The 25,546-nt window shown below is 56.7% G+C and carries 24 protein-coding genes; 14 read left to right on the plus strand and 10 right to left on the minus strand.

The window, feature by feature from the left end; genetic code table 11:
* Positions 1–4: 4 nt before the first annotated feature.
* The 4 genes from truB to rpsO all read left to right on the plus strand — a co-directional run bounded on the left by truB (position 5) and on the right by rpsO (position 2,955).
* Positions 5–910: a tRNA pseudouridine(55) synthase TruB gene (truB, locus tag ALB80_RS15895; protein ID WP_050605080.1), complete on the plus strand. Its 906-nt coding sequence runs from the start codon at positions 5–7 to the stop codon at positions 908–910.
* A 21-nt stretch (positions 911–931) separates the two neighbouring features.
* Positions 932–1,435 carry a DUF1643 domain-containing protein gene (locus ALB80_RS15900; RefSeq protein WP_050605081.1) on the plus strand — a complete coding sequence of 168 codons (504 nt, stop codon included), beginning with the start codon at positions 932–934 and terminating at the stop codon, positions 1,433–1,435.
* Between the two features lie 456 nt (positions 1,436–1,891).
* Positions 1,892–2,542 (plus strand): calcium-binding protein, encoded by a 651-nt coding sequence (locus ALB80_RS22705; RefSeq protein ID WP_253276892.1) that lies wholly within the window; start codon positions 1,892–1,894, stop codon positions 2,540–2,542.
* 143 nt (positions 2,543–2,685) lie between these two features.
* Positions 2,686–2,955 (plus strand): 30S ribosomal protein S15, encoded by a 270-nt coding sequence (gene rpsO / locus ALB80_RS15910; RefSeq protein WP_050605082.1) that lies wholly within the window; start codon positions 2,686–2,688, stop codon positions 2,953–2,955.
* Between the two features lie 178 nt (positions 2,956–3,133).
* Here rpsO and ALB80_RS21915 read toward each other — a convergent pair whose 3' ends face one another.
* The 3 genes from ALB80_RS21915 to ALB80_RS15925 all read right to left on the minus strand — a co-directional run bounded on the left by ALB80_RS21915 (position 3,134) and on the right by ALB80_RS15925 (position 7,335).
* On the minus strand, positions 3,134–4,228 hold the full coding sequence (locus ALB80_RS21915; protein WP_172677905.1) for a Hint domain-containing protein: 1,095 nt from the start codon (positions 4,226–4,228) through the stop codon (positions 3,134–3,136).
* A gap of 415 nt (positions 4,229–4,643) precedes the next feature.
* Positions 4,644–5,396 (minus strand): class I SAM-dependent methyltransferase, encoded by a 753-nt coding sequence (locus ALB80_RS15920; RefSeq protein WP_050605083.1) that lies wholly within the window; start codon positions 5,394–5,396, stop codon positions 4,644–4,646.
* A 337-nt stretch (positions 5,397–5,733) separates the two neighbouring features.
* Positions 5,734–7,335, minus strand: a complete 1,602-nt coding sequence (locus ALB80_RS15925; RefSeq protein ID WP_050605084.1) for a BCCT family transporter — start codon at positions 7,333–7,335, stop codon at positions 5,734–5,736.
* Positions 7,336–7,967: 632 nt separating this feature from the next.
* Between ALB80_RS15925 and ALB80_RS15930 the strand changes: the two genes are divergently transcribed.
* The 3 genes from ALB80_RS15930 (at position 7,968) to ALB80_RS15940 (ending at position 12,077) form a co-directional block, all read left to right on the plus strand.
* Complete coding sequence (locus tag ALB80_RS15930; RefSeq protein WP_157054229.1) at positions 7,968–8,552, plus strand: hypothetical protein; 585 nt, start codon at positions 7,968–7,970, stop codon at positions 8,550–8,552.
* A gap of 193 nt (positions 8,553–8,745) precedes the next feature.
* On the plus strand, positions 8,746–10,896 hold the full coding sequence (gene pnp / locus ALB80_RS15935) for a polyribonucleotide nucleotidyltransferase (protein WP_050605086.1): 2,151 nt from the start codon (positions 8,746–8,748) through the stop codon (positions 10,894–10,896).
* A 176-nt stretch (positions 10,897–11,072) separates the two neighbouring features.
* Positions 11,073–12,077: a Hint domain-containing protein gene (locus tag ALB80_RS15940; RefSeq protein WP_050605087.1), complete on the plus strand. Its 1,005-nt coding sequence runs from the start codon at positions 11,073–11,075 to the stop codon at positions 12,075–12,077.
* 6 nt (positions 12,078–12,083) lie between these two features.
* On the opposite strand, the gene ALB80_RS15945 is transcribed toward ALB80_RS15940, so the two are convergent.
* Positions 12,084–12,719 (minus strand): DUF1326 domain-containing protein, encoded by a 636-nt coding sequence (locus tag ALB80_RS15945; protein WP_050605088.1) that lies wholly within the window; start codon positions 12,717–12,719, stop codon positions 12,084–12,086.
* Positions 12,720–12,974: 255 nt separating this feature from the next.
* Here ALB80_RS15945 and ALB80_RS15950 point away from each other — a divergent pair, with 255 nt between their 5' ends.
* Entirely contained in the window at positions 12,975–13,664 is a 690-nt protein-coding gene (locus ALB80_RS15950; RefSeq protein ID WP_172677906.1) for an outer membrane protein, read from the plus strand.
* 228 nt (positions 13,665–13,892) lie between these two features.
* Here ALB80_RS15950 and ALB80_RS15955 read toward each other — a convergent pair whose 3' ends face one another.
* Positions 13,893–14,543, minus strand: a complete 651-nt coding sequence (locus ALB80_RS15955) for a peroxiredoxin (protein ID WP_050605090.1) — start codon at positions 14,541–14,543, stop codon at positions 13,893–13,895.
* 214 nt (positions 14,544–14,757) lie between these two features.
* Between ALB80_RS15955 and ALB80_RS15960 the strand changes: the two genes are divergently transcribed.
* Positions 14,758–16,197 (plus strand): aldehyde dehydrogenase family protein, encoded by a 1,440-nt coding sequence (locus ALB80_RS15960; protein WP_050605186.1) that lies wholly within the window; start codon positions 14,758–14,760, stop codon positions 16,195–16,197.
* Between the two features lie 59 nt (positions 16,198–16,256).
* Here the strand turns inward: ALB80_RS15960 and ALB80_RS15965 are convergent, their stop codons facing one another.
* Both ALB80_RS15965 and ALB80_RS15970 read right to left on the minus strand, forming a co-directional pair.
* Positions 16,257–16,694 carry a glyoxalase superfamily protein gene (locus ALB80_RS15965; protein WP_050605091.1) on the minus strand — a complete coding sequence of 146 codons (438 nt, stop codon included), beginning with the start codon at positions 16,692–16,694 and terminating at the stop codon, positions 16,257–16,259.
* Between the two features lie 174 nt (positions 16,695–16,868).
* Positions 16,869–17,720 (minus strand): bifunctional helix-turn-helix domain-containing protein/methylated-DNA--[protein]-cysteine S-methyltransferase, encoded by an 852-nt coding sequence (locus ALB80_RS15970; protein WP_050605092.1) that lies wholly within the window; start codon positions 17,718–17,720, stop codon positions 16,869–16,871.
* A 116-nt stretch (positions 17,721–17,836) separates the two neighbouring features.
* On the opposite strand from ALB80_RS15970, the gene nth reads away from it, so the two are divergent.
* Positions 17,837–18,481, plus strand: coding sequence for an endonuclease III (gene nth / locus ALB80_RS15975; RefSeq protein ID WP_050605093.1), 645 nt, complete (start codon positions 17,837–17,839; stop codon positions 18,479–18,481).
* Positions 18,478–19,467 carry an adenosine kinase gene (locus tag ALB80_RS15980; protein ID WP_050605094.1) on the plus strand — a complete coding sequence of 330 codons (990 nt, stop codon included), beginning with the start codon at positions 18,478–18,480 and terminating at the stop codon, positions 19,465–19,467. The genes nth and ALB80_RS15980 overlap by 4 nt, the downstream gene beginning before the upstream one ends.
* A gap of 71 nt (positions 19,468–19,538) precedes the next feature.
* Here the strand turns inward: ALB80_RS15980 and ALB80_RS15985 are convergent, their stop codons facing one another.
* Positions 19,539–20,180: a hemolysin III family protein gene (locus ALB80_RS15985; RefSeq protein WP_050605095.1), complete on the minus strand. Its 642-nt coding sequence runs from the start codon at positions 20,178–20,180 to the stop codon at positions 19,539–19,541.
* A 66-nt stretch (positions 20,181–20,246) separates the two neighbouring features.
* Positions 20,247–20,741: an RNA pyrophosphohydrolase gene (locus ALB80_RS15990; RefSeq protein WP_050605096.1), complete on the minus strand. Its 495-nt coding sequence runs from the start codon at positions 20,739–20,741 to the stop codon at positions 20,247–20,249.
* Between the two features lie 137 nt (positions 20,742–20,878).
* Here ALB80_RS15990 and ALB80_RS15995 point away from each other — a divergent pair, with 137 nt between their 5' ends.
* On the plus strand, positions 20,879–22,906 hold the full coding sequence (locus ALB80_RS15995; RefSeq protein ID WP_050605097.1) for an NADPH-dependent 2,4-dienoyl-CoA reductase: 2,028 nt from the start codon (positions 20,879–20,881) through the stop codon (positions 22,904–22,906).
* Between the two features lie 95 nt (positions 22,907–23,001).
* Positions 23,002–23,913, plus strand: a complete 912-nt coding sequence (locus tag ALB80_RS16000; RefSeq protein WP_050605098.1) for an AEC family transporter — start codon at positions 23,002–23,004, stop codon at positions 23,911–23,913.
* A 24-nt stretch (positions 23,914–23,937) separates the two neighbouring features.
* Here ALB80_RS16000 and ALB80_RS16005 read toward each other — a convergent pair whose 3' ends face one another.
* Positions 23,938–24,378 (minus strand): DUF4399 domain-containing protein, encoded by a 441-nt coding sequence (locus tag ALB80_RS16005; protein WP_050605099.1) that lies wholly within the window; start codon positions 24,376–24,378, stop codon positions 23,938–23,940.
* A gap of 227 nt (positions 24,379–24,605) precedes the next feature.
* Between ALB80_RS16005 and ALB80_RS16010 the strand changes: the two genes are divergently transcribed.
* Positions 24,606–25,511, plus strand: coding sequence for a LysR family transcriptional regulator (locus tag ALB80_RS16010; RefSeq protein WP_050605100.1), 906 nt, complete (start codon positions 24,606–24,608; stop codon positions 25,509–25,511).
* Positions 25,512–25,546: the final 35 nt, after the last annotated feature.

A 25,546-nucleotide genomic window follows, 5' to 3' on the forward strand; every position in this document is an offset into this window, starting at 1 on the left:
CAAGATGGGACGCAAACGCAAGGGTCGTGACATTTCCGGTTGGTTGGTGGTGGACAAGCCTGCGGGCATGACTTCGACCGCCGTGGTCAATAAGGTGCGTTGGGCGATGGACGCCAAAAAAGCGGGCCATGCGGGCACATTGGATCCTGAGGCGACTGGCGTTCTGGCCGTGGCCTTGGGCGAGGCGACAAAAACCGTTCCTTACATCACCGATGCGCTGAAAGCCTACACGTTCACTGTGCGGCTGGGTCAGGCCACCAATACCGACGATGCCGAGGGCGAAGTGATCGCACAAGGCGATGCGCGCCCTACGGATGAGGACATCAAAGCGGCGCTAACCCCGTTTCTGGGCGACATCATGCAGGTCCCGCCAAAGTTCTCGGCGGTAAAAATTAACGGTCAGCGCGCCTACAAGCTGGCCCGCGATGGCGAAGATGTGGAACTAACCGCCCGGCCCCTTTGGGTCGAGGAACTGGTCCTTGTCGACCGCCCCGATGAAGATCACGTGGTGTTGGAAATGACTTGCGGCAAGGGTGGCTATGTGCGCTCGATTGCGCGCGATCTGGGTGAGGTATTGGGATGTCACGGCCACGTCAAGGAACTGCGCCGCGTCTGGTCCGGCCCTTTCGAGGCCGAAGATGGCATGACCATCGAACAGATCGACGAGATGGCCAAGACCACCGCGCTGGACGCGTATCTGCACCCTCTGGAAACCGGCCTGTCGGACCTGCCCGAGCTGAAGTGCACTGCCGAGGGCGCCACCCGTTTGCGCAACGGCAATCCGGGTATGGTATTGGCGTCAGACGTCGAATACGGCGATGAAGCCTGGGCCTCGCTGGATGGCAAGGCGGTGGCAGTGGGCATCTACAAATCGGGCGAGTTGCACCCCAGCCGGGTGTTCGTCGCCTGAACCACGTGTTAGGCGGGTGGCATGATCACCAGAACGCATACCAAGGGCGACGCGCCCTCGACCGCCATCTATTCCGATTGCGAAAAGTACCGCTATAGCCTGACCCGTGTCTGGGATGCGGCGGGGCGGAAGGCATTGTTTGTGATGCTGAACCCCTCGACCGCGACCGAAGTGCAGAACGACCCTACGGTGGAACGCTGCGAACGGCGTGCGCGGGCGTTGGGTTTTGGCGCGTTTCAGGTTACCAACATCTTTGCCTGGCGCGACACCGACCCGCGCAAGATGCGTGCCGCTGCCGACCCAGTCGGGCCTGCGAATGACGCAGCCATTCTGGACGGTGTGAATTGGGCCGATCAGGTCATCGCCGCCTGGGGCACCCATGGTGCGCATCTGGACCGTGGCCCGGCAGTTGAACAGCTGTTGCGTAACACGGGTCAACCACTGTTCCATCTGGGTCTGACCAAAGACGGCCACCCCAAGCATCCCCTTTACATCGCCTACACCCAGAAGCCTGAGCGATGGTGACAAAGTATTAACCATTTCAACGACTTGCCTTTGAAGTCGCTGCCCGCAGCATGAAACATTCACCCTCGGAGCATTCTGATATCGGAGGGGTGTCATGTTTCTGGCCGGATTGATCGGACTGGCCGCCATTGGCGGTGCAGCGTACGCGATGAGCGACATGCTGATCGAAGACGAGGACGTGTCAGATGACATCCCCGAAGATGACGCAGAAACCAGCGTCGAAACCGGAGAATTTCTGGACATCGGCGAAAATGTCGAAGACCCCGTCGAAACCGAGGTCACACCCCTGTCCACTGGTATCGTGATTTCGGAATTCGAAGGCGATCTGGTGATTGCAGGAGATGACGATCCCGATGTCATTACCGGAGAGGACGGCGTGGATCAGATCAACGGCTATGGCGGTGACGATACGATCCAAGGCGGAAAGGGGATGACGTTCTGCATGGTGGCGACGGGATGGATACCATCTATGGCGGACAGGACGACGATGTCCTGCATGGCGAAGCGGATGACGACCTGCTGTTTGGCGACACCGGCGATGACGCTCTGTTCGGGCATTTTGGCGACGACACTCTGGACGGGGGCGATGGCGAAGATGAGCTTTATGGCGGTCAGGGGGACGATACACTGGCAGGCGGGGCCGATGACGACGCATTGCAGGGCGGCTTTGGGGATGACGTCCTGACAGGCGGCGCAGGCGAAGATGCGATCTTTGGCGGCGACGGGGACGACTTTGTGTTCGGCAACGAAGAGGGCGTTGCCGAAAAGGATTTCCTGAACGGCGGGGATGGGGATGATACCATTGTAGCGGGCTCAGGGGATGTGGTGACCGGCGGTCAGGGCGCAGATGACATCGTATTGAGCCCGGGTGACGAAGAAGTCACCGTCATGGGCTTCCAGCCCGGTGAGGACAAGCTGCTCGTTACCTGGGAGGATGAGACCTCCCCCGAGATTGAAGTGGAACCCGACACTGACAACGCCAATCTGACGCGCGTGATCATCAACGGTCAGTACGTAGCGCAGGTATACGGGGCCGAGGGGATGACCATCGCCGATATTCAACTGATTACAGAAGCGCAACTTGCGCAATACGGTCACATGGTCTGAGTCCACAGATTCCCTTTGCCATTTGACAAAAATGCGCCTATACGCGCCCATCCGCATCGGAATCGGTGCGGTTTTCTCCATGGGCCTGTGCTGGACGACATCCCGGCCTGCGCCATCAACTCTAACCCATAAAGGAGACCCCGATGTCGATCACTGCCGCTGATAAAGCACGCGTCATGAAAGAATTCGCAACCAAGGACGGCGACACCGGTTCGCCTGAAGTCCAGGTTGCAATCCTGACCTCTCGCATCAACACCCTGACCGAGCACTTCAAGACCCACAAAAAAGACAACCACGGTCGTCGCGGTCTGCTGAAAATGGTTGCTCAGCGCCGTAAGCTGCTGGACTACCTGAAGGGCAAAGAAGAAGCGCGTTACCAGGACCTGATCAAAAAGCTGGGCATCCGCCGCTAAGCGCTTTTGCGATTTTTACGGGTCCTCAGACCCGGATAATCTGACTTGAACGCCCGCCATTTTGGCGGGTGTTTTCCTTTTTAAGGGGATTTGAATCCTGGCGTTGCATTCCCGCATTTCTTGCGGGTCAAACTGCATGACAGCGCAGAACCAACATCGGCTATGCCGGCCAATCAAATCAGACCGTGGCGACAAACGGCCGGTTGTTCTTTTCGAGGCGGGCAATAAAACTTCTCTGTTGCCGCCCCTTTGGTGTAAACCTTGCAAGCTTTTCCTGAGCACCACGTTCAGCCAACTCGGGAAACAGCTGGAAGATTTCTTCCAAGGCTTCCGGAGGCAATGTTTTCATCGCTTCTGGTCCAGTATGCATGCTCTCTGTAGGCGTCCCTTCCGCGTAGATGATTTCGTGGCCATCGAACAGAAGATGATAATACGTTATTGGCTGAACCGGATCTTCGACTTCAACGTCTGGAAGCTCAGTAAGCTTATGGGCTGGAACCAGGATTTCTAAAGCTCCGAACATGCGTCTCGCAATTTCGGACACGGCGAGCATTCTGTGTTGGCGGGACACAACCAGATCCCGGCATGGCAGACCAGAAGACAATGCACCTGCCTTAATGCGCACAGGGCGCAGCTTTCGGTTTTCGCGAAGCCGATCTGTCGAGACTTCTTTCCTGCCGATCCAACGCAGCGGTTGATATCCGTTGTCGCGGGTTAAAACCCTATCGCCAGGGACAAGATCCTCAACTGATTTCGGGCCATCGTCAGTCTCGATCTGCGTACCATTGGTGAAGCACACGACATCGCCAATGTCGCCGGTCGTCAAAAACAACCAGCCATGCTGCTGATCCGGGTCAAAATTGGTGAGTGTGATCTGATCAAGTGGACCTGGAACTGTCACGGTTTCCGTCACGTTCGTGCCAAAGGGCGCTTCGTACACAGCGGTTGTTCCACTGGTTCCAAAATTCAGATTTGTTACAACAGGCGACCCGTCAAGCGTTGACTGAACTGTGATTTGGTCGTTGAAACCGCCGCCAAATCCGTTCGAGTTCACATCACCAACCGTGAAAGTGAAATCCTTGACCGGTTTCGAGAAGGTCAGGGTGAACGAATCCGGATTGGTATCCACCGCATTGTCGGATTGTACGTCGCCGGAACCATTGACGAAGAAGTCACTTGTGAAGGTTGCAGTTACGACAACAACATCACCATCGGCATCAACGACAGTCTGCGAACCATTTTGCAGCAACGTGGTAAAATTAATCGCAACCAATATTCAATCCTAACACTATTGACCCGTGACGTTCAAAACCAAGCAAACCATTGAGTTCATTTCGTCTTACGTCGTTATTAAGTTGGAAACTTCCCCGTTACAATAGCGCCCTATCGCTTGGTTCCCCATCGCCCGGCCACAACAATAGCGTCAGCCTGACGCGGCTTTGTTCGTATTGGCGAACGCGTAAGTCCAGTCAAAATACCGTGAAAACCACCCCGACTTATGCACACTCCACAGAAATCAAAAAAAGACAAAACAGAACCTCAAATGCTACGCGGCATGGTGCGATCTGCTTCAGCAGGTCATGCGCATTTAACCTGAACTGGGATCAAGACGTCATACCCCTCAGAACGTGCCACAACGGATGGAAAACCATTGAACGCAAAGGAAGCTCTATCGAGACGCACCGCTGTTAGCTATCAGCGTGTTTTTCCCAACGCGTGGCATAGTCACTTTGCGACACGCTGCCGGGTTTCCCTATATCAGCAAACGGTTTTCGGACCACATAATCCAACAGCACCGGCAATCCGGGATTAAACGATCCAAGCGGGCGCGGACGTTTCTTTGTCTTGTTGGGGTCCGTCATTTTCACCACATTACGCGCGGCATATGGCCTTAACGGTTGCCACACACATTTCAGAGCCTCGTAGTTCATCGCATTGACCCAGAAGCCATACACGATCTCTGGGCAAATCTGATAAAAGCCGTGATTGATCCAATTGTTCGAAGGAGAGTGTGCAATAAACACCCCACCGGGCTTAAGCATCGTGTCAATGTTCCGGTAGGCGGTCGGCAAGTCGAACACGTGCTCGCAGGTGCCACCATCATAAATGACGTCGAATCTACCAACCAGAGTGTCAGGCAAATCCCCGGCGAGATCCTGAACAATGCTCGCGCCTTCGAAGTCCGAATAATCCAGAGAGTCCACTTCAGAGAACCCCAGTTTCCGAAAGAAGGTTTCCGAGTAACCATCCTCCGAGTTGCAAAGTTCGGCTTCGGTCACGCCGGGCAAGTGTTTCTGCAAGGTTTCCCTGAACAAGTCTGCGGATGCCGACCGGCGCGCGCCCACCCAGTCCTGCCGCCCAAGCATCAGGAAGTTGCCTGACAGGTCATTGGATTTGACATCTTCAATCAGGCGCGCAGCCAGAACATCAACAATTGACACTTGTTCCTCCCAAAGTGGTTCAAAGCAGTTTATTTTGCAGTGAAAGTCCTATTCAGAGGATTCAACGTCAACGCAATAGCTCAGCCCGAGAATACTTGAAAATGCGGGCAAGGTTCTCTGCCTAGGGCAAAGTTGGATACTTCCCTGTTTCAACGGTATCATAAAGCTTGGGTTTCCAACGCTTGGCCACAAACACAGCGCCGCCTAACGCAGCTTTTTTCATACTGGTGAGCGTATATATAGCCGTGAAAGTCACCGTTCCTTATGCGCAATCGACAGAACCCAAAAAAACGCCCACCGTTCGGTGGGCGTTTGGGTCGTTGAAACACACCCAATTCTACATCTTCGATTTCTCTGACTTCAATGCCAGCCACAAGCAGTAGCACATCATCAGGACCACCAGCGTAAACGGTATCCCTGTTGAAACAGCTGCACCTTGCAGGGCGGACAGGCCACCCCCAAGCAGCAGGGCGATGGCCACCAAACCTTCGAGCGTGCACCAGAATACGCGCTGTACAACCGGAGCGTCCATCTTACCGCCTGCCGTGATCGTGTCGATCACCAGCGAACCAGAATCCGATGAGGTGACAAAGAAGATCACGATCAGGATCAAGGCGATAGGAGCTACAATTCCGTAGAGCGGCAATTCCTTCAGGAACCCGAACAGCGCGCCTTCGGGGGCATAGCTTTCGATCACCGTGGCGTGCACACCCTCGGCACCGCCGGCATTCAGCATGTCGATGGCGGCACCTCCGAATGTCGACATCCACAAGGCGCAGACGGCAGTTGGTGCCAGAAGCGCACAGATCATAAACTCGCGCACCGTGCGTCCACGCGAGATACGCGCGATGAACATGCCCACAAAGGGAGACCAAGCGATCCACCAGGCCCAGTAGAAGGTCGTCCAACCGTGGAAATAGCTGGTGTCCTCACGCCCAAACGGGTTGGAAAGCGCTGGCAAATGCAGAACGTAATCTTTCATCACGTTGAAGTACCGCGAGGCGGCTGTTCCAACACCTGTCACAGCAATAACGAAGACGAACAGCCCGACGGCCATGATCATGTTGATCTCACTCAACCGCTTGACGCCTGCATCCATCCCCATCAGGACCGAGCCCATGGCGATAATCGTGATACCGATGATCAGCAAGACAACAACGGTAGAGCTTGGAGCGATCCCAAAGACCTCATTCAAACCGGCGGCGACCTGTTGTGCGCCAAGTCCCAGTGAGGTGGTCAGCCCGAACAGCGTTGCAAACACCGCCAGCGTATCAATGATATGGCCCCACCAACCCCAGACGCGTTCACCGAGAATGGGATAGAACGCGGACCGCAGGGTCAATGGCAGGTTCAGGTTATACGCGAAAATAGCAAGGCTGAGCCCCACTGCTGCATAGACAGCCCAGGCCTCAAGACCCCAATGGTGAATGGTGCCCATGACCCCGGCGTATTCATTGCCGGGCACCGCGATATCGATGCCCAGCGGGCGGGCATTCCCGTCCTCGGCAAAGTTGTAATAGACCGGCTCCATCACACCGAAGAACAGCAGTCCGATGCCGATACCGGCGGCGAACATCATCGCGATCCATCCGGGGTACGAATAGTCGGGCTTGGCATCTTTGCCGCCAATCCGGACTTTACCCACCGGCAGAATGATTAAGACCAGGCAGAACAGGGTTATTGCGTTCACGGACAACACCAGAAACCAGTCGAACGTACTGGTCAGCCAGGGCCGGAGCCAGCCGAAGAACTCAGCAGAGGCCTCTTGGTTGGCCAATGCGATCAGGACGAACCCAAAGATCATAATACTCGAGATCAGAAAGACCGGGTTGTGGATGTCCAGACCAAACGGCCGGACGTTATCCTGCCCCAGTTCATACTCTGTTTCGAAGTCGTAAATCCGGGGGTCCGGATCCAGCATCTTCTTTGTTTGTGCCATTCGATTGCCCTTCTGTTCGCTATTTGCAAACGCCAAGGTATTCGGTCGGCGGACGGTTATGAGATAGTTACCCCCTTGGCGCTTTTCCGTCATTTCGACCGCGGGCTTGTTCGTAAGAGCTTATACAACCTTGCTATTTCTTCAATTGCATTCAACTTTAGCTATGTGATTGATCTGTCCTGATTCCAGATCGCACAACCCTCCAGAATACTCCTTGCACATCTCTCTCCAATAAGCAGAACTTACTGAAACACTCTTTTCGAAAAGTTCACGTTTCACACGTCAAGTCACTGTACCTGACCATTGCATACTTAGTTTTCGGACCCATTATATGTTCGTCATCCTAAGAGCTGTCCCCATGTCATTCGGCGTTTTTTCGCGGATGATCGTTCCGGTAATCGTTATCTATTTCCTTTCATCGATTGTCTGGTCGCTTTTGGACACCATTACAGCCGGTTATGCAGATACCCTGAGCGAACCGGTCAACTCTGCCAATAATTACCCTGTTTGGTATACGCGCCGCTCTTGCAATCAAAGGGGACACGCGTCGCACTGACCTAAAGATACTCATTCTGAATGCTGTCAAATACGGAGTGTTTTTCCTGATCGTGTTGGGCGCTCTGAGTATAGTGGTGCGTGTTGCCTCGGCGGTTTTTTCCCTCTGGAAGCTTGATCTGCCAATCTCATTGACAGCGGTAAATGATGCTGCGGACTCAGTTCAGACATCGTTTGTTCTGCTTACCTTCGGCAGCACAGCCATTGTTTTGTACATCATCTATGCGGCCGTCAGTGCCGCGATGGCCGTCCCTATGGCCAGCGCCGCACAAGAAGCGGGCTACGGCGCACCGAGCCGTGGATTTTTTTTCGGCTTTGGCCGCAGTTTCATCCCGTTGTTCTGCGTTTTTTTCTTCTCGATCTTGCTTCAGTTTTATTTCGGACTTTTGACAGCGCTTTTTGCGCTTCTGCCGATCTTCATTTCCGTTATCTCGATCATCCTGACTCAGTCTCTGCCGGATTTCGATTTAGACCTTATACTGAAAGGAATAGCAGCAAGTGCGGCTCTGCTTTGGCTGAACTCTTGGATCTGGTCGGTTTGCGCTCTGGCGTTTCTGAAACACAGCGGCGATGCACCTTTGCCGGCGACCAGTCCGCAACCAGGTCCTGAAACAGCAACGGACATCCGCTCACTACGGAAGTCCCGCGAGCGATCTTTCTGAGTGGGGAAACCACCCCAGCGTTAAGCTAGACCTCTTTCCTTTCAACGCATTCTCATGTATGCGCGCGGTATCTGAGACGTTGTGCCCTGACCCTGGCACTCGAATGGAAGATAAAGTGGGGTCGGCGGCAATGGGGCCGCCATTCAAACGGGAGACCCGGAGGGCCGGGAGTGCTCCCTTCTAGGATACGCATATGTTTGATGTAACAAAGAAATCGATGCAGTGGGGCGAAGAGACGCTCACACTGGAAACCGGCAAAGTTGCCCGTCAGGCAGACGGCAGCGTGATTGCCACGCTGGGCGAAACCAGCGTCATGGCAAACGTGACCTTTGCGCGGGCTCAAAAGCCGGGTCAGGATTTTTTCCCGCTGACCGTCCATTATCAGGAAAAATACTATGCCGCCGGTAAGGTTCCGGGTGGCTTCTTCAAGCGCGAGGCGCGCCCGACCGAGAAAGAGACGCTGACTGCGCGTCTGATCGACCGTCCGATCCGCCCGCTGTTCGTTGACGGCTTCAAAAACGAAGTTCTGGTGATGTGCACCGTGCTGTCCCACGATCTGGTCAACGACCCCGACATGGTTGCGATGATCGCAGCATCGGCTGCGCTGACCTTGTCCGGCGCGCCGTTCATGGGCCCGATCGCCGGTTGCCGCGTTGGCTTTGAGGATGGTGATTACGTCCTGAACCCGACCGTCGACGACATGCAGGACCTGCGCCTGAACCCCGAACAGCGTCTGGATCTGGTTGTTGCCGGCACCAAAGACGCTGTGATGATGGTTGAATCGGAAGCTTACGAGCTGTCCGAGGCGGAAATGCTGGGTGCGGTCAAATTCGCACACGAGCAGATTCAGCCGGTCATCGACCTGATCATCTCGCTGGCCGAAGACGCCGCGAAAGAGCCGTTCGACTTCCAGGCACCCGACTATTCCGAACTGTCTGCAGCCGTGAAGGCCGCCGGTGAAGAACAGATGCGCGCCGCCTTCGCGATCACCGACAAGCAAGAGCGCACCGCCGCTGTTGCCGCTGCCCGTGAGGCGATCAAGGAAGCACTGACCGAAGAGCAGCTGGAAGACGGCAACCTCGGTTCGGCAATGAAGAAACTGGAAGCCGGCATTCTGCGCGGCGACGTCGTCAAGGGCGGCAAGCGGATCGACGGTCGTTCGACCACCGATATCCGTTCGATCGTCGCAGAGACCTCGATGCTGCCGCGAACCCATGGTTCGGCCCTGTTCACCCGTGGTGAAACACAGGCACTGGCCGTGACCACGCTGGGCACCGGCGACGACGAACAGTTCATCGACGCGCTGCACGGCAACTTCAAATCGAACTTCCTGCTGCACTACAACTTCCCTCCGTATTCAGTTGGTGAAGTTGGCCGGGTCATGGGCCCGGGCCGTCGTGAGATCGGTCACGGCAAGCTGGCATGGCGCGCCCTGCAGGCGGTTCTGCCTGCGGCAACCGACTTCCCCTACACGATCCGCATCGTGTCCGAGATCACCGAATCCAACGGATCAAGCTCGATGGCGTCGGTCTGCGGCGGCTCGCTGTCGATGATGGATGCGGGTGTTCCGCTGAAGGCACCCGTTGCCGGTGTGGCCATGGGTCTGATCCTGGAAGATGACGGCGACTATGCCATCCTGTCGGACATTCTGGGTGATGAAGACCACCTGGGCGACATGGACTTCAAGGTTGCGGGTACCGAAAACGGCATCACCTCGCTGCAGATGGACATCAAGGTTGCAGGCATCACGCCCGAGATCATGGAGAAAGCCCTGGCGCAAGCCAAGGACGGCCGGATGCACATCCTGGGCGAGATGGGCAAAGCCCTGTCCGAGACCAACGAATTCTCGGTCCACGCGCCGCGCATCGAGACCATGAACATCCCAACCGACAAGATCCGTGAAGTGATCGGTTCGGGCGGCAAGGTCATCCGCGAGATCGTGGAAACCTCGGGTGCCAAGGTCGACATCAACGATGACGGCGTCATCAAGATCGCCTCGCCCGATGGTGAATCGATCCAGAAGGCATACGACATGATCTATTCGATCGTGGCAGAGCCGGAAGAAGGTCAGGTCTACACCGGTAAAGTGGTCAAGATCGTCGATTTCGGCGCCTTCGTGAACTTCTTTGGCAAACGCGACGGTCTGGTCCACGTATCCCAGATCGAAAACCGCCGCCTGAACCATCCGTCAGATGTTCTGAAGGAAGGTCAGGAAGTGAAGGTCAAGCTTCTGGGCTTTGACGATCGCGGCAAGGTGCGCCTGTCGATGAAAGTTGTCGATCAGGAAACCGGCGAAGAGATCGTTCCCGAGAAGAAAGAAAAGAAAGAGGAAAGCGCAGAGTAATCTGCCCCTCTTGCTGAACACGAAAGGCCCCGGCGTTGTCCGGGGCCTTTCTTTTGTGCGGGGCGACCATACGCAGCCCCACACTCTGGCTTTGGTAAATCAACTATTAACGTTTCTTAAACGTATTAGCACAACCTTAAGGGTGATTTTGTCGCTCTCAGGGATGTTGTACAACCGTGGCTTCGATTACCGTTTATGAAATCAGCGCGGACCCGTTCAGCACGCGCGACGTCGACATCACGGCAGCGTATTCTGTTGAAATCACGGATAACGACGCCATCTTGCACGATCCTGACCCCGACAGCACCCAATTGGATCTTTCCGGATTGCCGGGCTTTACTGCCTCTTCTCAGAATTTTAGCACGTTCGAGACATATACTGGTACGATCGATGGCGCTCCGGTCAGTTTCACCCTGATCCAGTTCACCAACCCGCGTTACATCATCGTCACCTCGGGTCAGGCGGCGCTGAATGACACCATCGAGGACACCAGCTTTGGCGGCACCGCGTCTTCTACCCCGTACCAGAGCCTACCCTCTTTCGTGTGCTTCACCACGGGGTCACTGATCCTGACCCCTACGGGACAGTGCCAGGTGGAAGGGCTGGTACCCGGAGATCCGGTCGTAACCTCAGATGGGCACATCCGTCCGGTGCGCTGGATCGGTCGACGGCATCTGTCGGCGCAAGAGCTGCGCTTCTCTCCGCATCTGTGCCCGGTGCGCTTCAAGGCGGGCTGTTTCGGGCCGAACAGCCCCAAGCACGATCTGTTAGTGTCGCCGCAACATCGGGTCGCCGTTACCTCAGCCATGATGGAACTGATGCATGGCGAGACCGTGATGCTGGCCCCGGCGAAGGCATTGATCAATGGGCAAAGCATTGTGCAGGACCTGCCTGCGCAGGGGGTTGAGTATATTCACATCCTCTTCGATCAGCATGAGTTGGTGAGTGTCGAGGGGATCTGGTCCGAATCCTTCTATCCCGGCGAAACCACCCTCAGTGCGATGACACCTGCCACCCTGCGCAGGTTGTTCAACCTGTTTCCGAACCTGTCCCGCGGCGCGGACGGTTACGGGCCGACTGTGCTGCCGGTCCTCAAACCTTTTGAGGTCGGAATGCTGAAAGCAGACCTGAAGGTTCCAAATTGGCAGGTACATCCAAACCTGCTGAAGAGAGCCGCTTGATGCTGTTTAATGAGCGACGCCGCGCGGCCCATGTTTCAGGACATGCCACTGACCATAGCTGTCTTTCAAATCCAGTTTGATCGCCGCATCTGAGCGCGTGGTGGCACTGCCGATCTCGGCCAAAGAAAATTCGATACCGCCGGGAATATCGATACGCACGCGATGCGGTCCTCCGCCATGAGGGGCTTCAATGGGACGCCCCGTCGAGCTTAGCACATCGCCGATGGACACGCGTGCGGTGCGCTCTTCCATGTCCATTTCAAAATCAATCGGCAGGTAAAGCGTTTCGTGCACCTTCTCGCACATGGCGCGAAACACGTACCAATGTGTTGCCATCTCTTCTGTTTCTTCACCGAGAAAGACCTTTTCAAGCGCAGCGCGTTGCCCCGGGCTCGCCGCAGGATCAACGATCACCTGCATTTCTCCACCACCCTCGAAAATCGGCCCCGGCCAGGCATAGATCAGCGCTGCCTTGGTACCACTGAGATCTGTGTCGCCGAAATACCCGTTGCCAATCTCAAGCACTTCGAAGCCCCGGCAGTTTCCGTGGGTGGGTAGTTCTTCGAATTGGCAAGGACAGGCATAACCGCAATTGCAGTTGCCGAAGCTTTCTCCTTCAACGTACCAATCTGTAAACGCCATGGTTCTCTCCTGCAAAGTACAGTGAAATCCCGATGGCCTTCGCCTGTAGAACAACGCCCTTCTGACACAATAGCACGTCCACGCGCATACCAGAAATCGACGGCTTGACGTTCAGCGACAACAGTTCGGTGAAACGATTTATTCTGTCACACGGTCCCAAAATAGAGTGACCCAATGTGAGCATCCAAACCCTTTCCCTGCAACGCCAGACACACGATCTACACCGGGAAGCGTTTTGGAACAAAGGACATGATCATGGTTAGTCGCTTCATCCTGACCTCCGCCGCCCTGATGCTGGGCACAACCGCAGCAACCGCACAGAGCCTGGGTGATGGCACCTATGTTCAGGGCTTCATCGGCTACAGCCAACTGCAAGACAGCGACCTTACGGGCACGATCGGTGACGCGCCGCAATCGGTCGATACGGATTTTGATGCAGGCTTTGGACTGGGTGTGGCCATCGGTAAAGAGATCCCGCAGTGGTCCAATGACACGGTCGGAACGCGCGCCGAACTGGAACTGTCGTACCGCGAAAGTGATGTGGATGGGGTAAATTTCTCGGGCAATGGTCCAGCACCAGAAGGCAACATTTCTGGCGATGTTTCACAAACCTCGCTCTTCGCCAACGTGCTGTTCGACTTCAAACAGGCTGGTGCGTTGACTCCGTTTGCGGGTTTTGGTCTGGGCGCCACCTATTCGGATCTGGATTTTGCCTACGGACCCGGTGTGGCATTGGATGACAGCGACACCACTTTTGCCGCTCAGCTGATCGCGGGCGTGGCCTATGACATCAACCCGTCAACCGCCTTTACCATGGACGCCCGCTATGCACGGGCCTTTGACGTTTCGTCGGAACGGTTGGCCCCGAATGGAGCATTGACGGGAACGGTCGAAGATAACCTGGATACGTTCAGCGTCAATTTCGGACTTCGTTACAAGTTTTGATCACATGGGGGTTAGGTTTCTCTCCGGTTTTCCTTCCCCTATTTGCCCCCGCGCTTCAGGTGCGGGGGCATTCTGATTAATCGACAGAGATCAGCTTACATTAGGTTTTTTGCGGATCACCCTGTCCGTAGCAACCGCCTGCTTCATCTGGCCAATAAATATCTTCGGGGGGAATCGCGCAGAAAGGCGTGATTGGGGGGCAAACAGCCCCCCAACCCGGCAACCGTCTTAGGACGGCGCTTTGGTTTTGCGCAGATAGGGAAAGATCGTCTCAAACTCGCCAAACTTGGCTTTGGCGTCTTCGTTCGACACGGCCGGCGGGATGATAACGTCTTCGCCCGGCACCCAGTTGGCCGGTGTTGCAACGCCTTTGGCCGACATTTGCAGCCCGTCCAGCGCGCGCAGGATTTCAGCAAAGTTCCGGCCCACGGTCATTGGGTAAGTCATCGACAGTTTCAGTTGCTTGTCCGGGCCGATGATAAAGACCGAACGCACGGTGGCGCTGTCAGCCGGTGTGCGGCCATCGGGCAGATAGGCTTCGGCAGGCAGCATGTCGAAAGCTTTTGACACGGCCAGACCGTCATCGGCGATAATCGGAAAGCCGGGATTGGCCTTGCCGTATTCTTCGATGTCTTTCTTCCACTTCTTGTGGTCCTCGACACCGTCGACCGACACGCCGATCACTTTGGTGTTGCGTGCGGCCCATTCGTCATTCAACTGCGCAACAGCCGAAAACTCGGTGGTGCAAACAGGGGTGAAGTCCTTTGGGTGCGAGAACAGAATGGCCCAGCTGTCGCCAATCCAATCGTGAAACTGAACTGTGCCTTGATCCGTTTCTGCTGTGAAATTCGGGACGGTGTCGTTGATGCGCAAACCCATGGGGCATCTCCTTTCCTGTGAAAAACCTGAGTCGGTTGCTGGGAACCTAATCACTTTGAGCGAAGGTTAAACCATCCACCTCGTCCAAGGATACGGAATTCGTGGACACCTCGAGAAAATAATTTGATCAAATCCACTATTGCCCGATCCAGGTATGGATGACAGAGTGTGCGCGAACAGCCGGATGAATGCTGAACCTTCAGGAGGGCTCATGATGATCGAAAAGCGGGATTTCTATATTAACGGTCAGTGGGTCGCTCCATCGCGGCCCAGTGATTTCCAAGTCATCAACCCCTCGACCGAAGAGCCCTGCGCGGTGATTTCGCTTGGCGCTGAAGCCGATACCAATGCAGCTGTTACGGCTGCCAAGGCCGCCCTGCCCGGCTGGATGGAAACCCCGGTGGAGACCCGCATCGCGCTGGTGGAAAAACTGGTCGATCTTTATGCGGCCCGGTCCGAAGATCTGGCGCAGGCAATGTCGCTTGAGATGGGCGCCCCGATCGATCTGGCGCGCTCGGCACAGGCGGGCGCAGGTATCTACCACCTGAAGAACTTCATCCGCGCAGCCAAAGCGTTTGAATTTGAACGCCCGCTGGGTGATCACGCGCCGAATGACCGGATCATCCATGAAGCGGTTGGCGTTGCTGCTTTGATTACGCCGTGGAACTGGCCGATGAACCAGATCACGCTCAAGGTCGGTGCGGCAGCGATTGCAGGTTGCACCATGGTGCTGAAACCATCAGAACAAAGCCCGCTGAACGCGATGATCTTTGCCGAGATGATGGACGAAGCAGGCTTCCCGCCCGGCGTGTTCAATCTGGTGAATGGCGACGGGGTAGGCGTTGGCTCTCAGCTGTCCGGCCACCCGGATGTAGATATGGTCAGCTTTACCGGCTCGACCCGCGCGGGCACCGCGATTTCGAAGAACGCCGCCGATACGCTCAAGAAGGTGCATCTGGAATTAGGCGGTAAAGGTGCGAATGTGGTTTTCGGGGACGCAGACGAGAAAGCGGTCAAGCGCGGTGTGCTGCACATGATGCAAAACACCGGCCAAAGCTGTAACGCCCCCAGCCGGATGCTGGTGCAGCGCCCGATCTATGACAAGGCGGTGGAAACGGCGACTGAAGTGGCCAACATGATCAAGGTCGGTCCAGCCGCCGATGAAGGCCGCCATATCGGCCCGGTGGTGAATGAGGTGCAGTGGACCAAGATCCAAGACCTGATCCAGAAAGGCATCGATGAAGGCGCGCGACTGGTCGCTGGCGGCACTGGACGGCCTGAGGGGCTGAACAAGGGCTACTATGTCCGCCCCACGGTCTTTGCCGATGCGAACAACCAGATGACGATCGCGCGCGAAGAGATCTTTGGCCCGGTCCTGACCATGATCCCTTTCGACACCGAAGAGGAGGCGGTCGAGATCGCCAATGACACGCCTTATGGCCTGACCAACTACGTTCAGACCCAGGATGGCGCGCGCGCCAATCGCATGGCGCGGGTTCTACGGTCGGGCATGGTCGAGATGAATGGCCAGTCACGCAGCGCGGGCTCTCCGTTCGGGGGCATGAAGCAATCCGGGAACGGGCGTGAGGGCGGTGTCTTCGGTCTGGAAGACTTCCTTGAAGTCAAAGCCGTCGGCGGCTGGGCTGCGGAATAAGCTTCCCGGCGAGTTGCGCGGATTGGGCGAGGCGACTCATGTGCCTCGCCCTTAGTGTATTATACAGGCCGTACCACAAGTTGGGGTTCCCCATCGGAAGTGTGCCGTAGGGATCGGCCGTCCCAGCCAATCTCTCCGGTAACGCGCTGTCGAAAAGCAGAGAAGCTATCGAAACGTACCACATCAACCGGCGTATCGAAGTGCAGGGTAACCCGGCGACGAGCACCATCGCCCAGCATAGTTATACCGCGAATTTCCGCGGTGAACGCCTGAATCAGATATCGTCCTTCGACCCTGTCGCCTACACGCAAGTGCATCCGGTTCCCAGCCATTGCATTCAATGTGTTCCAGTCTCGTACGCCATGCTGATGGGCCAGCAGTTCCAATGCGGCGCTGTGCGACAGCGCAACACCTGTCGCCTTCAGTTTTTCCCGCAGGCGTTTGGCTTGCGCTTTCAGCTCTTCAACCGGAGCAACGGTTTGGATTCGTGTCATCATGTGCCTCGTTTCCTTGAACGGGCGCGAAGTCTGGACAGGGTTCGCATTTCCATCCGCGCGCCAGAAATGGGCAACAGATGTTCTTCAAACCGGGTTTCACCAAAGCCAAAGGCCGCGAACGGCAGGGGACCCGAACCTGCGATGCCTTTTCGCAGCGGTCAGGTCATCTGTCAATCAGGCATCTGCCTGCGCCGCTTCAAAGGCCAGCATGGCGCGTTTGACCGGCAGACCCCAGTGGTAGCCGCCCAAACCACCCGACTTGCGCAGCGCTCGGTGGCAGGGGATCAGCCAGCTGACCGGGTTTCGCCCAACCGCCGTTCCAACGGCGCGCACGGCTTGTGGTGAGCCCACGCGCTGCGCGATCTCAGAATAGGTGGTGACCTGCCCCGACGGAATGTGCATCAGCGCTTCCCAAACTTTGATCTGCAGGGGTGATCCGATCAGATAAAGCGGCGTTGGCTCCAGCCGGTCACTGGCGGCGCCAAAAGCACTGAGCACCCAAGGGCGCAAGCGCATCGGATCCTCGACAAATTCAGCTTTCGGCCAGCGCGAGATCATGTCCTCCATCGCGGCCTCTTCGCCGGTCTCGGCCCCGAAGGCCATGCCGCAGATGCCCTTGTCGGTGCCCATGACAAGTGCAGGGCCAAACGGGCATTCGAACCAACCCCAATAGATCGTCAGGCCTGCACCCTTACGGGCGTATTCGCCGGGGCTCATGGATTCCCACTTCAGGAACAGATCGTGCAGACGGCCGCTGCCGGACAGACCCACGTTGTGCGCCGTTTCCAAGGTCGTGAACCGTTCGCGCAGCAATGCCTTTGCGTGTCCCAGTGTCAGGTATTGTTGGTACCGTTTCGGCGACACCCCAGTCCAACGGGAGAACAGGCGCTGGAAATGGGCCGGGCTCATATCCATCTGGCGTGCCAGTTCATCAAGGCCGAGACCCTCGCCGCTCTGATCAATCAGGTCGATCGCCCGACGCATGACGTTGTAATGGTATCCGCTTTCTGGGGTCTGGACGTTCATGGTTCTACCTCATTTCCTGACAAAACCATAGCGCGCACGCCACGCCCAAGCGACCCGGAACTTGCGCATTGGCTTAGGACTTGTGTCACGGCTCGGCGGACGGCATTAAGGCCCGGATGGCTAAGCAACTCGACTATCATACGATCCGCGAGATTTTCACGCGCTTTCAGGAGGCCGACCCCGAACCCAAGGGCGAGCTGGAGCATGTGAACGTCTATACTCTGGTCGTGGCCGTGGCGCTGTCGGCGCAGGCGACCGATGCCGGCGTCAACAAAGCCACGCGCGAGCTGTTCAAAATCGCCGACACGCCGCAAAAGATGCTGGATCTGGGCGAAGGGGGTCTGATCGAACATATCAAAACCATCGGCCTGTTCCGGCAGAAGGCGAAGAACGTCATCAAACTCAGCCGTATTCTGGTCGAGGATTACAATGGCGAGGTGCCCAATTCCCGTGCCGCGTTGCAATCGCTGCCGGGTGTGGGGCGCAAGACGGCCAATGTGGTTCTGAACATGTGGTGGCGGCAACCCGCGCAAGCGGTGGACACACACATCTTTCGCGTCGGCAATCGCACCGGCATTTGCCCCGGCAAGGATGTGGACACGGTCGAGCGGGCCATCGAAGACAACATACCTGCTGACTTTCAACTCCATGCGCATCACTGGCTGATCCTGCATGGCCGGTACCATTGCAAGGCGCGCAAGCCGCAATGCCCGACCTGCATCATCCGTGATCTCTGTCAATTCGAGGACAAAACCTTATGAAAACTTACCAACTGACTGGCATCGGGAATGCCGTTGTAGACGTGATTTCCCAGGCCGATGACAGTTTCCTGGAACTGATGGGCATTGAAAAAGGCATCATGCAGCTGATTGAGCAGGAGCGTGGCGAGGTGCTATATGCTTCGATGGAAGGTCGCGTGCAGACCCCAGGTGGGTCTGTGGCGAACACGATCGCGGGTGCCGGTGCGTTGGGGTTGGATTCCGCCTTCATCGGTCGGGTGCATGATGACGCTCTGGGTCGTTTTTACGCGGATGCGATGAACGAAGACGGCGTTGATTTCGTGAACCCGCCGGTTCCGGGTGGAGAACTGCCGACCTCGCGCTCGATGATCTTTGTTTCGCCCGATGGCGAGCGGTCGATGAACACCTATCTGGGCATTTCGTCCGAACTGTCCTCGCAGGACGTATCGGATGACGTCGCTGGCAACAGCCAGATCATGTTCCTCGAAGGCTACTTGTTCGATAAGGAAAAAGGCAAAGCCGCGTTTCTTGAAGCTGCACGAGCCTGTCACAAAGGCGGCGGCAAGGCCGGTATCGCCATTTCCGATCCGTTTTGCGTGGAACGTCACCGGGTCGATTTCCTGCTGCTGATCGAGAATGAGCTGGATTTCGTAATCGGCAACGAGGCCGAGATCAAATCGCTGTTTGAAACCGACGATCTGGACGAAGCACTGGCTAAAACCGCCGCGATCTGTCCGCTGGTGGTTTGCACCCGTTCAGGCGACGGTGTGACTGTTCTGAATGGTGACAACCGCATTGACGTACCGGTCGAAAAGGTTGTGCCCGTGGATGCAACAGGTGCGGGCGATCAGTTTGCTGCGGGCTTCCTGTTTGGCATGGCCACAGGTCGGGATTACGAGACCTGCGCAAAGATCGGCAATGTCTGTGCCCGCGAAGTCATCAGCCATATCGGCCCACGCCCCGAGGCAAACATGCAGGAATTGCTGCGCGCCGAAGGGTTGCTCTGACCTCGGATCAGGGCCTTCCTGATGTACTCACAAAATGGATTGGGGCGCCCACGCCCCGACCCCACCGTTTTCTAAGAAAACAGTGCCAACCAGATCCCGACGAACATCAGAACCCCGCCCATGTTCACCCAGACGTGCCATATCGCGTAACGAAACGGCAGTGTCTTTTGGACATAAAACATCGTTCCAATAACATAACTGGCTGCGCCGCCCGCAATGCACCAAAGGGTGGCTAGGGGAACGGTGGTCATGTCGGGGATCGCGCCCAGACCAATGCCGCCCAAACCAAGGTATGACGCTGTCGACCATCGTGATTTAACTGTCTCATTCGCAATCTTGTTCCAGACGGCTGCGATGGTCAGCCCCCAGCATACCCAAAGCAAAGTCATAGTCCATGTCGTGCCGGCCTGAACGAAGAGTGGTGTAAATGTCCCGCAGATACTGGGATAAATCGCGGCATGATCGATGCGGCGCAGCAATTTGCGGCGGTCATGCCAAGGCGCGAAATGATAGGCGCAGGACGCAAGATTCGACGCAAGCGCGCAGAGCACATAAACAATGACCGCAAGAAGCAGCGCGGAATCCAAACGCTGATAGGCGTTCATGATCAGCAGGCTGCCAGCCATCAGGATCAGGGACAACCCGATCGCATGGACAACCATGTCGACAGTGCGATGCGCACGTACGGGGCTTGGATAGGTCGTTTGCATCATGACAGGCCGGTTACGAACAGCTCTGCGCTAAAGACCCGTTTGGAAAATGTCCAACTTTCCCATGCGTCATGTGTACGAGCCAAGGTGACCTTCAAAAGCCGTCAGCACTTGCTCATACACGTCCCGTTTGAACGGCACAATCTCTTCGATCAACCGATCAGGGGCCTGCCATTTCCAGTGTGAGAACTCGGGGTGGTCGGTTGCGATATTGATCTGTTCATCTGTCCCGACAAAGCGCAGCAAGAACCATTTCTGCTCTTGCCCGCGATAGCGGCCTTTCCAGATCTTGGGCACGATGTCGTGCGGCAGGTCATAGGGCAGCCAGCCATCGGTTTCGGCCACGACCTCCACCAGATCAGAGGTCACCCCGGTTTCTTCCCACAACTCGCGCAGGGCCGCGTCGCGCGGGTTTTCGCCCTTGTCCACACCGCCCTGAGGCATCTGCCACGCGTCCTTGTGGCGGTCGTTGCGCTGGCCCACAAAAATCCTACCGTCCGCGTTTATCAGCATCAGCCCCACGCAAGGGCGATAGGGCAGCTTGGCGATGTCTTCGGGGGTCATGTTGGGCCTCATCGGGTTGTTCCGCCCACCTCTAGCAACCGCAGCCGCAACAGCAAAGAGGGTGACGTGGGGTTTCGCGTGACAAAGTTGACGCGAAGGTCAATCTAACTCGCACATTCGGGAGGGAGAGTTTCGTCATGACTGCGTACCCAAACATGCTGGCCCCGCTGGATCTGGGCTTTACGACCTTGAAGAACCGCGTGCTGATGGGCTCGATGCATACGGGGCTTGAGGAAACCGGTGATTGGAACCGGGTTGCTGAATTCTATGCTGACCGGGCCCGCGGCGGCGTGGCATTGATGGTGACGGGTGGGATTGGTCCCAACCTCGAAGGCTCGGTTCTGCCTGGCGCGTCGATGATGACCAATGACAAAGAGGTGGCGAACCATTCCATAGTGACCCAGCGGGTGCACGAAGCAGGCGGCAAGATCGCGATGCAGATCCTACACGCGGGCCGCTATGCTTATGGTCCGAAATGCGTGGCCCCCAGCCCGGCAAAATCCCCGATCTCTCCCTTTCCCCCGAATGAACTGGATGAAGAGGGTATTGAGAAACAGATCAGCGACATCGTAAACGCTGCCGTTCTGGCGCAAAAGGCAGGTTATGATGGGGCCGAGATCATGGGGTCTGAAGGGTATTTCCTGAACCAGTTCCTTGTGACCCACACCAACAAGCGCACCGACCGCTGGGGCGGGTCCTACGAGAACAGGATGCGCCTGCCGATTGAGGTCGTGCGCCGCACGCGTGAGGCCGTTGGCAGCGATTTCATCATCATCTACCGCCTGTCGATGATCGATCTGGTACCTAATGGCTCGACCCATGAAGAGGTGGTGCAACTGGCTCAAGAGGTTGAAAAGGCCGGTGCCACGATCATCAACACCGGCATAGGCTGGCACGAGGCGCGGATTCCGACCATTGCCACCAGCGTCCCGCGTGCAGCCTTTGCCTGGGTGACGAAGAAACTGATGGGCAAGGTGTCGATACCTGTGATCACCTCGAACCGGATCAACACGCCAGAGGTTGCGGAAGAGGTTTTGGCCACAGGCTGTGCCGATATGGTGTCGATGGCCCGCCCGATGCTGGCCGATGCAGATTTTGTCAACAAAGCCGTCGCAGGCCAGTCTGCGCAGATCGCACCCTGTATCGCCTGCAATCAAGCCTGTCTGGATCATACATTCAGCGGCAAACTGACCTCGTGTCTGGTCAACCCGCGCGCTTGTCATGAGACTGAACTGGTGATTGAGCCTGCCACGACGCGCAAAAAAGTTGCCGTTGTCGGTGCGGGCCCCGCCGGTCTGTCCACAGCCATGACCGCCGCCCAGCGCGGCCACGACGTCACCCTATTCGACCGCGCATCCGAGATCGGCGGGCAGTTGAACATGGCAAAACAAGTTCCAGGGAAAGAGGAATTCTGGGGGCTGGTTGACTGGTACCGCACCATGATGGATGAACTGGACGTTAACGTGGAGTTGAACCGAGAGGTCAGTGCCGACGACCTGATCGGCTTTGACGAGGTGGTCATTGCAACCGGCGTCACCCCGCGCGATCCGGAGATCCCCGGGCAGGATCGGGATAACGTGCTGAGTTACATCGACGTGCTGCGTGGTAAGGCCGACGTCGGCAAATCCGTTGCCGTAATTGGGGCTGGTGGCATCGGATTTGACGTGTCCGAGTTCCTTTTGGAAGATGGCCACAGCGCGACAACCGACTTGCCGCTTTGGATGAAAGAGTGGGGCGTGACAGACCCGGCCGAGCACCGCTCGGGCCTTGCCCCTGAAGGACCACAACCCAGCGCACCCGCGCGTGAGGTCACTTTGCTACAACGCAAGAAACAGGCACACGGTAAGGGCTTGGGCAAAACCACGGGTTGGATTCACCGTGCAGCGCTGAAAATGAAGAATGTCAATTTCGTGGGCGGCGTGAACTATGAGCGCATCGACGAGGACGGACTGCACGTCAGCTTTGGCGAAGACCGTGCAGACCCAACAGTGGTAGCGGCGGACAGCATCGTGCTGTGTGCCGGTCAGGTCTCGGACCGGTCGCTGGCAGACGCTTTGACTCAGCGCGGCATCACTCCGCACGTGATCGGCGGCGCGGATGTGGCGGCAGAGCTGGACGCCAAACGCGCGATCAATCAAGGGACGCGTCTGGCGGCAGAGTTTTAGCAACTGTCAGTTACGACACTGGCGTGTCGGTAACTGTCTTGTAAGTGATGGCTGGCCAACTAGAGTGGCATCGCTGATTGTAGGAACAGCTTGCCATGGTCTTTGCCACCATATTGTCGGGGCTCGCCCCGAGTTTCCTGATGGTCGCGCTTGGCGGAGTTATCCGGGCACGGTTGTCCGAGAAGGCTTGGCAGGGCCTCGACAAACTGAACTTTGAAATTTTGTTCCCCGCGTTGCTGTTTGTCGCGGCCTGCAAACGACCCATCGCTGTGGCCGATGTTTTACAGATCGGACCGGCTGTATGGGCTATTTTGATCTTTGCTATGCTATTGGGCTGGGCGGCAAGACCAATCGGACCGGACCGGTTTCTGGATTTTGCGGGCGGTTGGCAAACGGTGTGGCGCTTTAACTCGGCAATCGCTTTGGTCGCATCACAAACACTGGGACCGGATACGATCGGTCAGATGGCTGTGGCCATCGGGATGGCGGTGCCAGTTGCAAACATGTTGGCGGTTTTGGTGCTGTCAAAGGGCGGCAGCCTGAGCCTTTTGCAGACCCTGTCCAGAGTGGCACTGAACCCCTTTTTGCTGGCCAGTGTCTTGGGCGTGGCAGTCGGCCTTTCCGGCATAACCATTCCCGCACCTATTCTGGCCCCTCTTGAAATGGTCGCGGCAGCGGCAATTCCGATTGCGCTTATTTCAATCGGTGCAACCATGAATTGGACCGCGCTGGCAAAGATGGATCGATTCAGCGGATATGTTTGCCTGACACAGTTGGTACTGGTTCCCGGCGCTACGTTTCTTGTATGCCTGCTTGCTGAAGGGGCAAACGGGCTGGCGCCTGTGTTGATCCTTTTTGCGGCCTTGCCGACGGCCTCCGCCGCCCACGTACTGGCGTCTGGGTTCGGGGCTGACAGAAAGCTGGTCGCCACGCTAATCGCGCAATCAACACTTCTGAGCGCAGTGACTATGCCACTGTGGATTTTGGCGGCGCGGGCTGTGTTTTAGAGGTCGCCCCTCGTCCGAAAAACCTTACTCCACGTTAATCGTAATCACCTCGGATACGATCGGAGTGGCGTGCGGCGCATGCCCGGCGTCGCCAAGCACCAGTTGCAACGTGTGCTGCCCGGCGGGCAGGTCCAGTGTCACCTCGGTCTGGCCGCCGCCGAAATGAAGGTGATTGTCGTCGGCGGGCAGGCCAAATGCCAGTTCATCCGCGCCGTCTTCGCCTTCGCCAATTGGGGGACGGTCGATCAGCAAATGATGGTGACCGGTGTTTTCCTTCTCGGTCCCAGCTGGCGCGACGCCCATGCCGCTGAGGCCAAAGACAACGGTGACCGGTGATTGCACCGTGTCACCGTCTGACAAATTGACGAAATAAACCTTTGCATCGGGGTTCGAAGGCGTTTCACCCCCGGCTTGCGCAAAGCCCGCAAAGAGGCAAAGGGAAGCAATGGCGAAAAAGGTCTTCATGATCTCCTCCGTTGTCACAAAAATGCCATTCTCAAGTTAACAGCTTAGCGCGATTGCCCAGAAAACACAGCACCACAGGGTCTGCGGCGATTATGGAAACCACTGTTTCTAAGTTTCCCATACGCAAACGATCCGATTCAAATCCCCGATATTATCCCATGTATGCCCCGTTTCCGCCCAGATTCAGCGCCATAGTCAGGGAGGAAATCAAGATCTGGGGAACGAGTATGGACCGATTGACCGAAATGGAAGCCTTTGCCAATGTGGTGGACCAAGGTGGTTTCACCGATGCGGCCAAGAAGATGGGCATCTCCAAGTCTGCTGTGTCCAAACATGTCTCGAGCCTCGAAGCACGTCTGGGGGCCCGGTTGCTGAACCGCACCACGCGCCGGGTGTCGCCAACGGAAATTGGCCTGGCTTATTATGACCGCGCGCGGCGCGTTCTGAATGACGCAGGCGAGGCCGATTCGCTGGTCACGTCGATGCAATCGGCCCCATCGGGCCTGCTGCGGATCAGCGTCGCCACGGATTTTGGTGTAAATCACCTGTCTCCCGTTCTGTCCAAGTTCCTGTCTGCCTATCCCGACATCACCGTGAACATGGTGCTGAACAACCGTTACGTAGAGCTGATTTCCGAAGGATTTGACGTAGCCGTACGCATCGGCGAATTGGAAGACAGCACGCTGCGCGCACGGAAACTAACCGAAACCGTGAAACGAATGGTTGTTGCGCCCAGCTACATTGAACGATTCGGGCGACCGCAGAAGATCGATGATCTGAACGAACACAAGCTTCTGCACTATTCCAGCCAGTCCTCGGGCAACGTCTGGAAACTGACCGCACCCTCGGGTGAAAAGCGTCAGGTGCGCACTGCAGGCTGGCTAAGCGTGAATGACGGGCAATCGCTGTTGAACGCGGCCATCTCGGGGCTGGGGATCGCGTACCTACCCAGCTACCTGTATGCCGAAGCGCTGAAATCAGGGCAGGTGGTCGACGCAATGCCATCACTGCCGGATGAAGTTCAGGGCATCTATGCCGTCTACCCACCCGGCCGCTTCACACAACCCAAAGTTCGGGCCTTCATCGACTTCCTCGTCGATTCCTACCACGAGAAAGGCCCGATGGACTGGTAATTCTCCCAGAAGACCAACCTCTGACCCGCATCTAA

It is taken from the genome of Ruegeria sp. 6PALISEP08, from assembly GCF_001238295.1.
Taxonomy (GTDB): domain Bacteria; phylum Pseudomonadota; class Alphaproteobacteria; order Rhodobacterales; family Rhodobacteraceae; genus Ruegeria.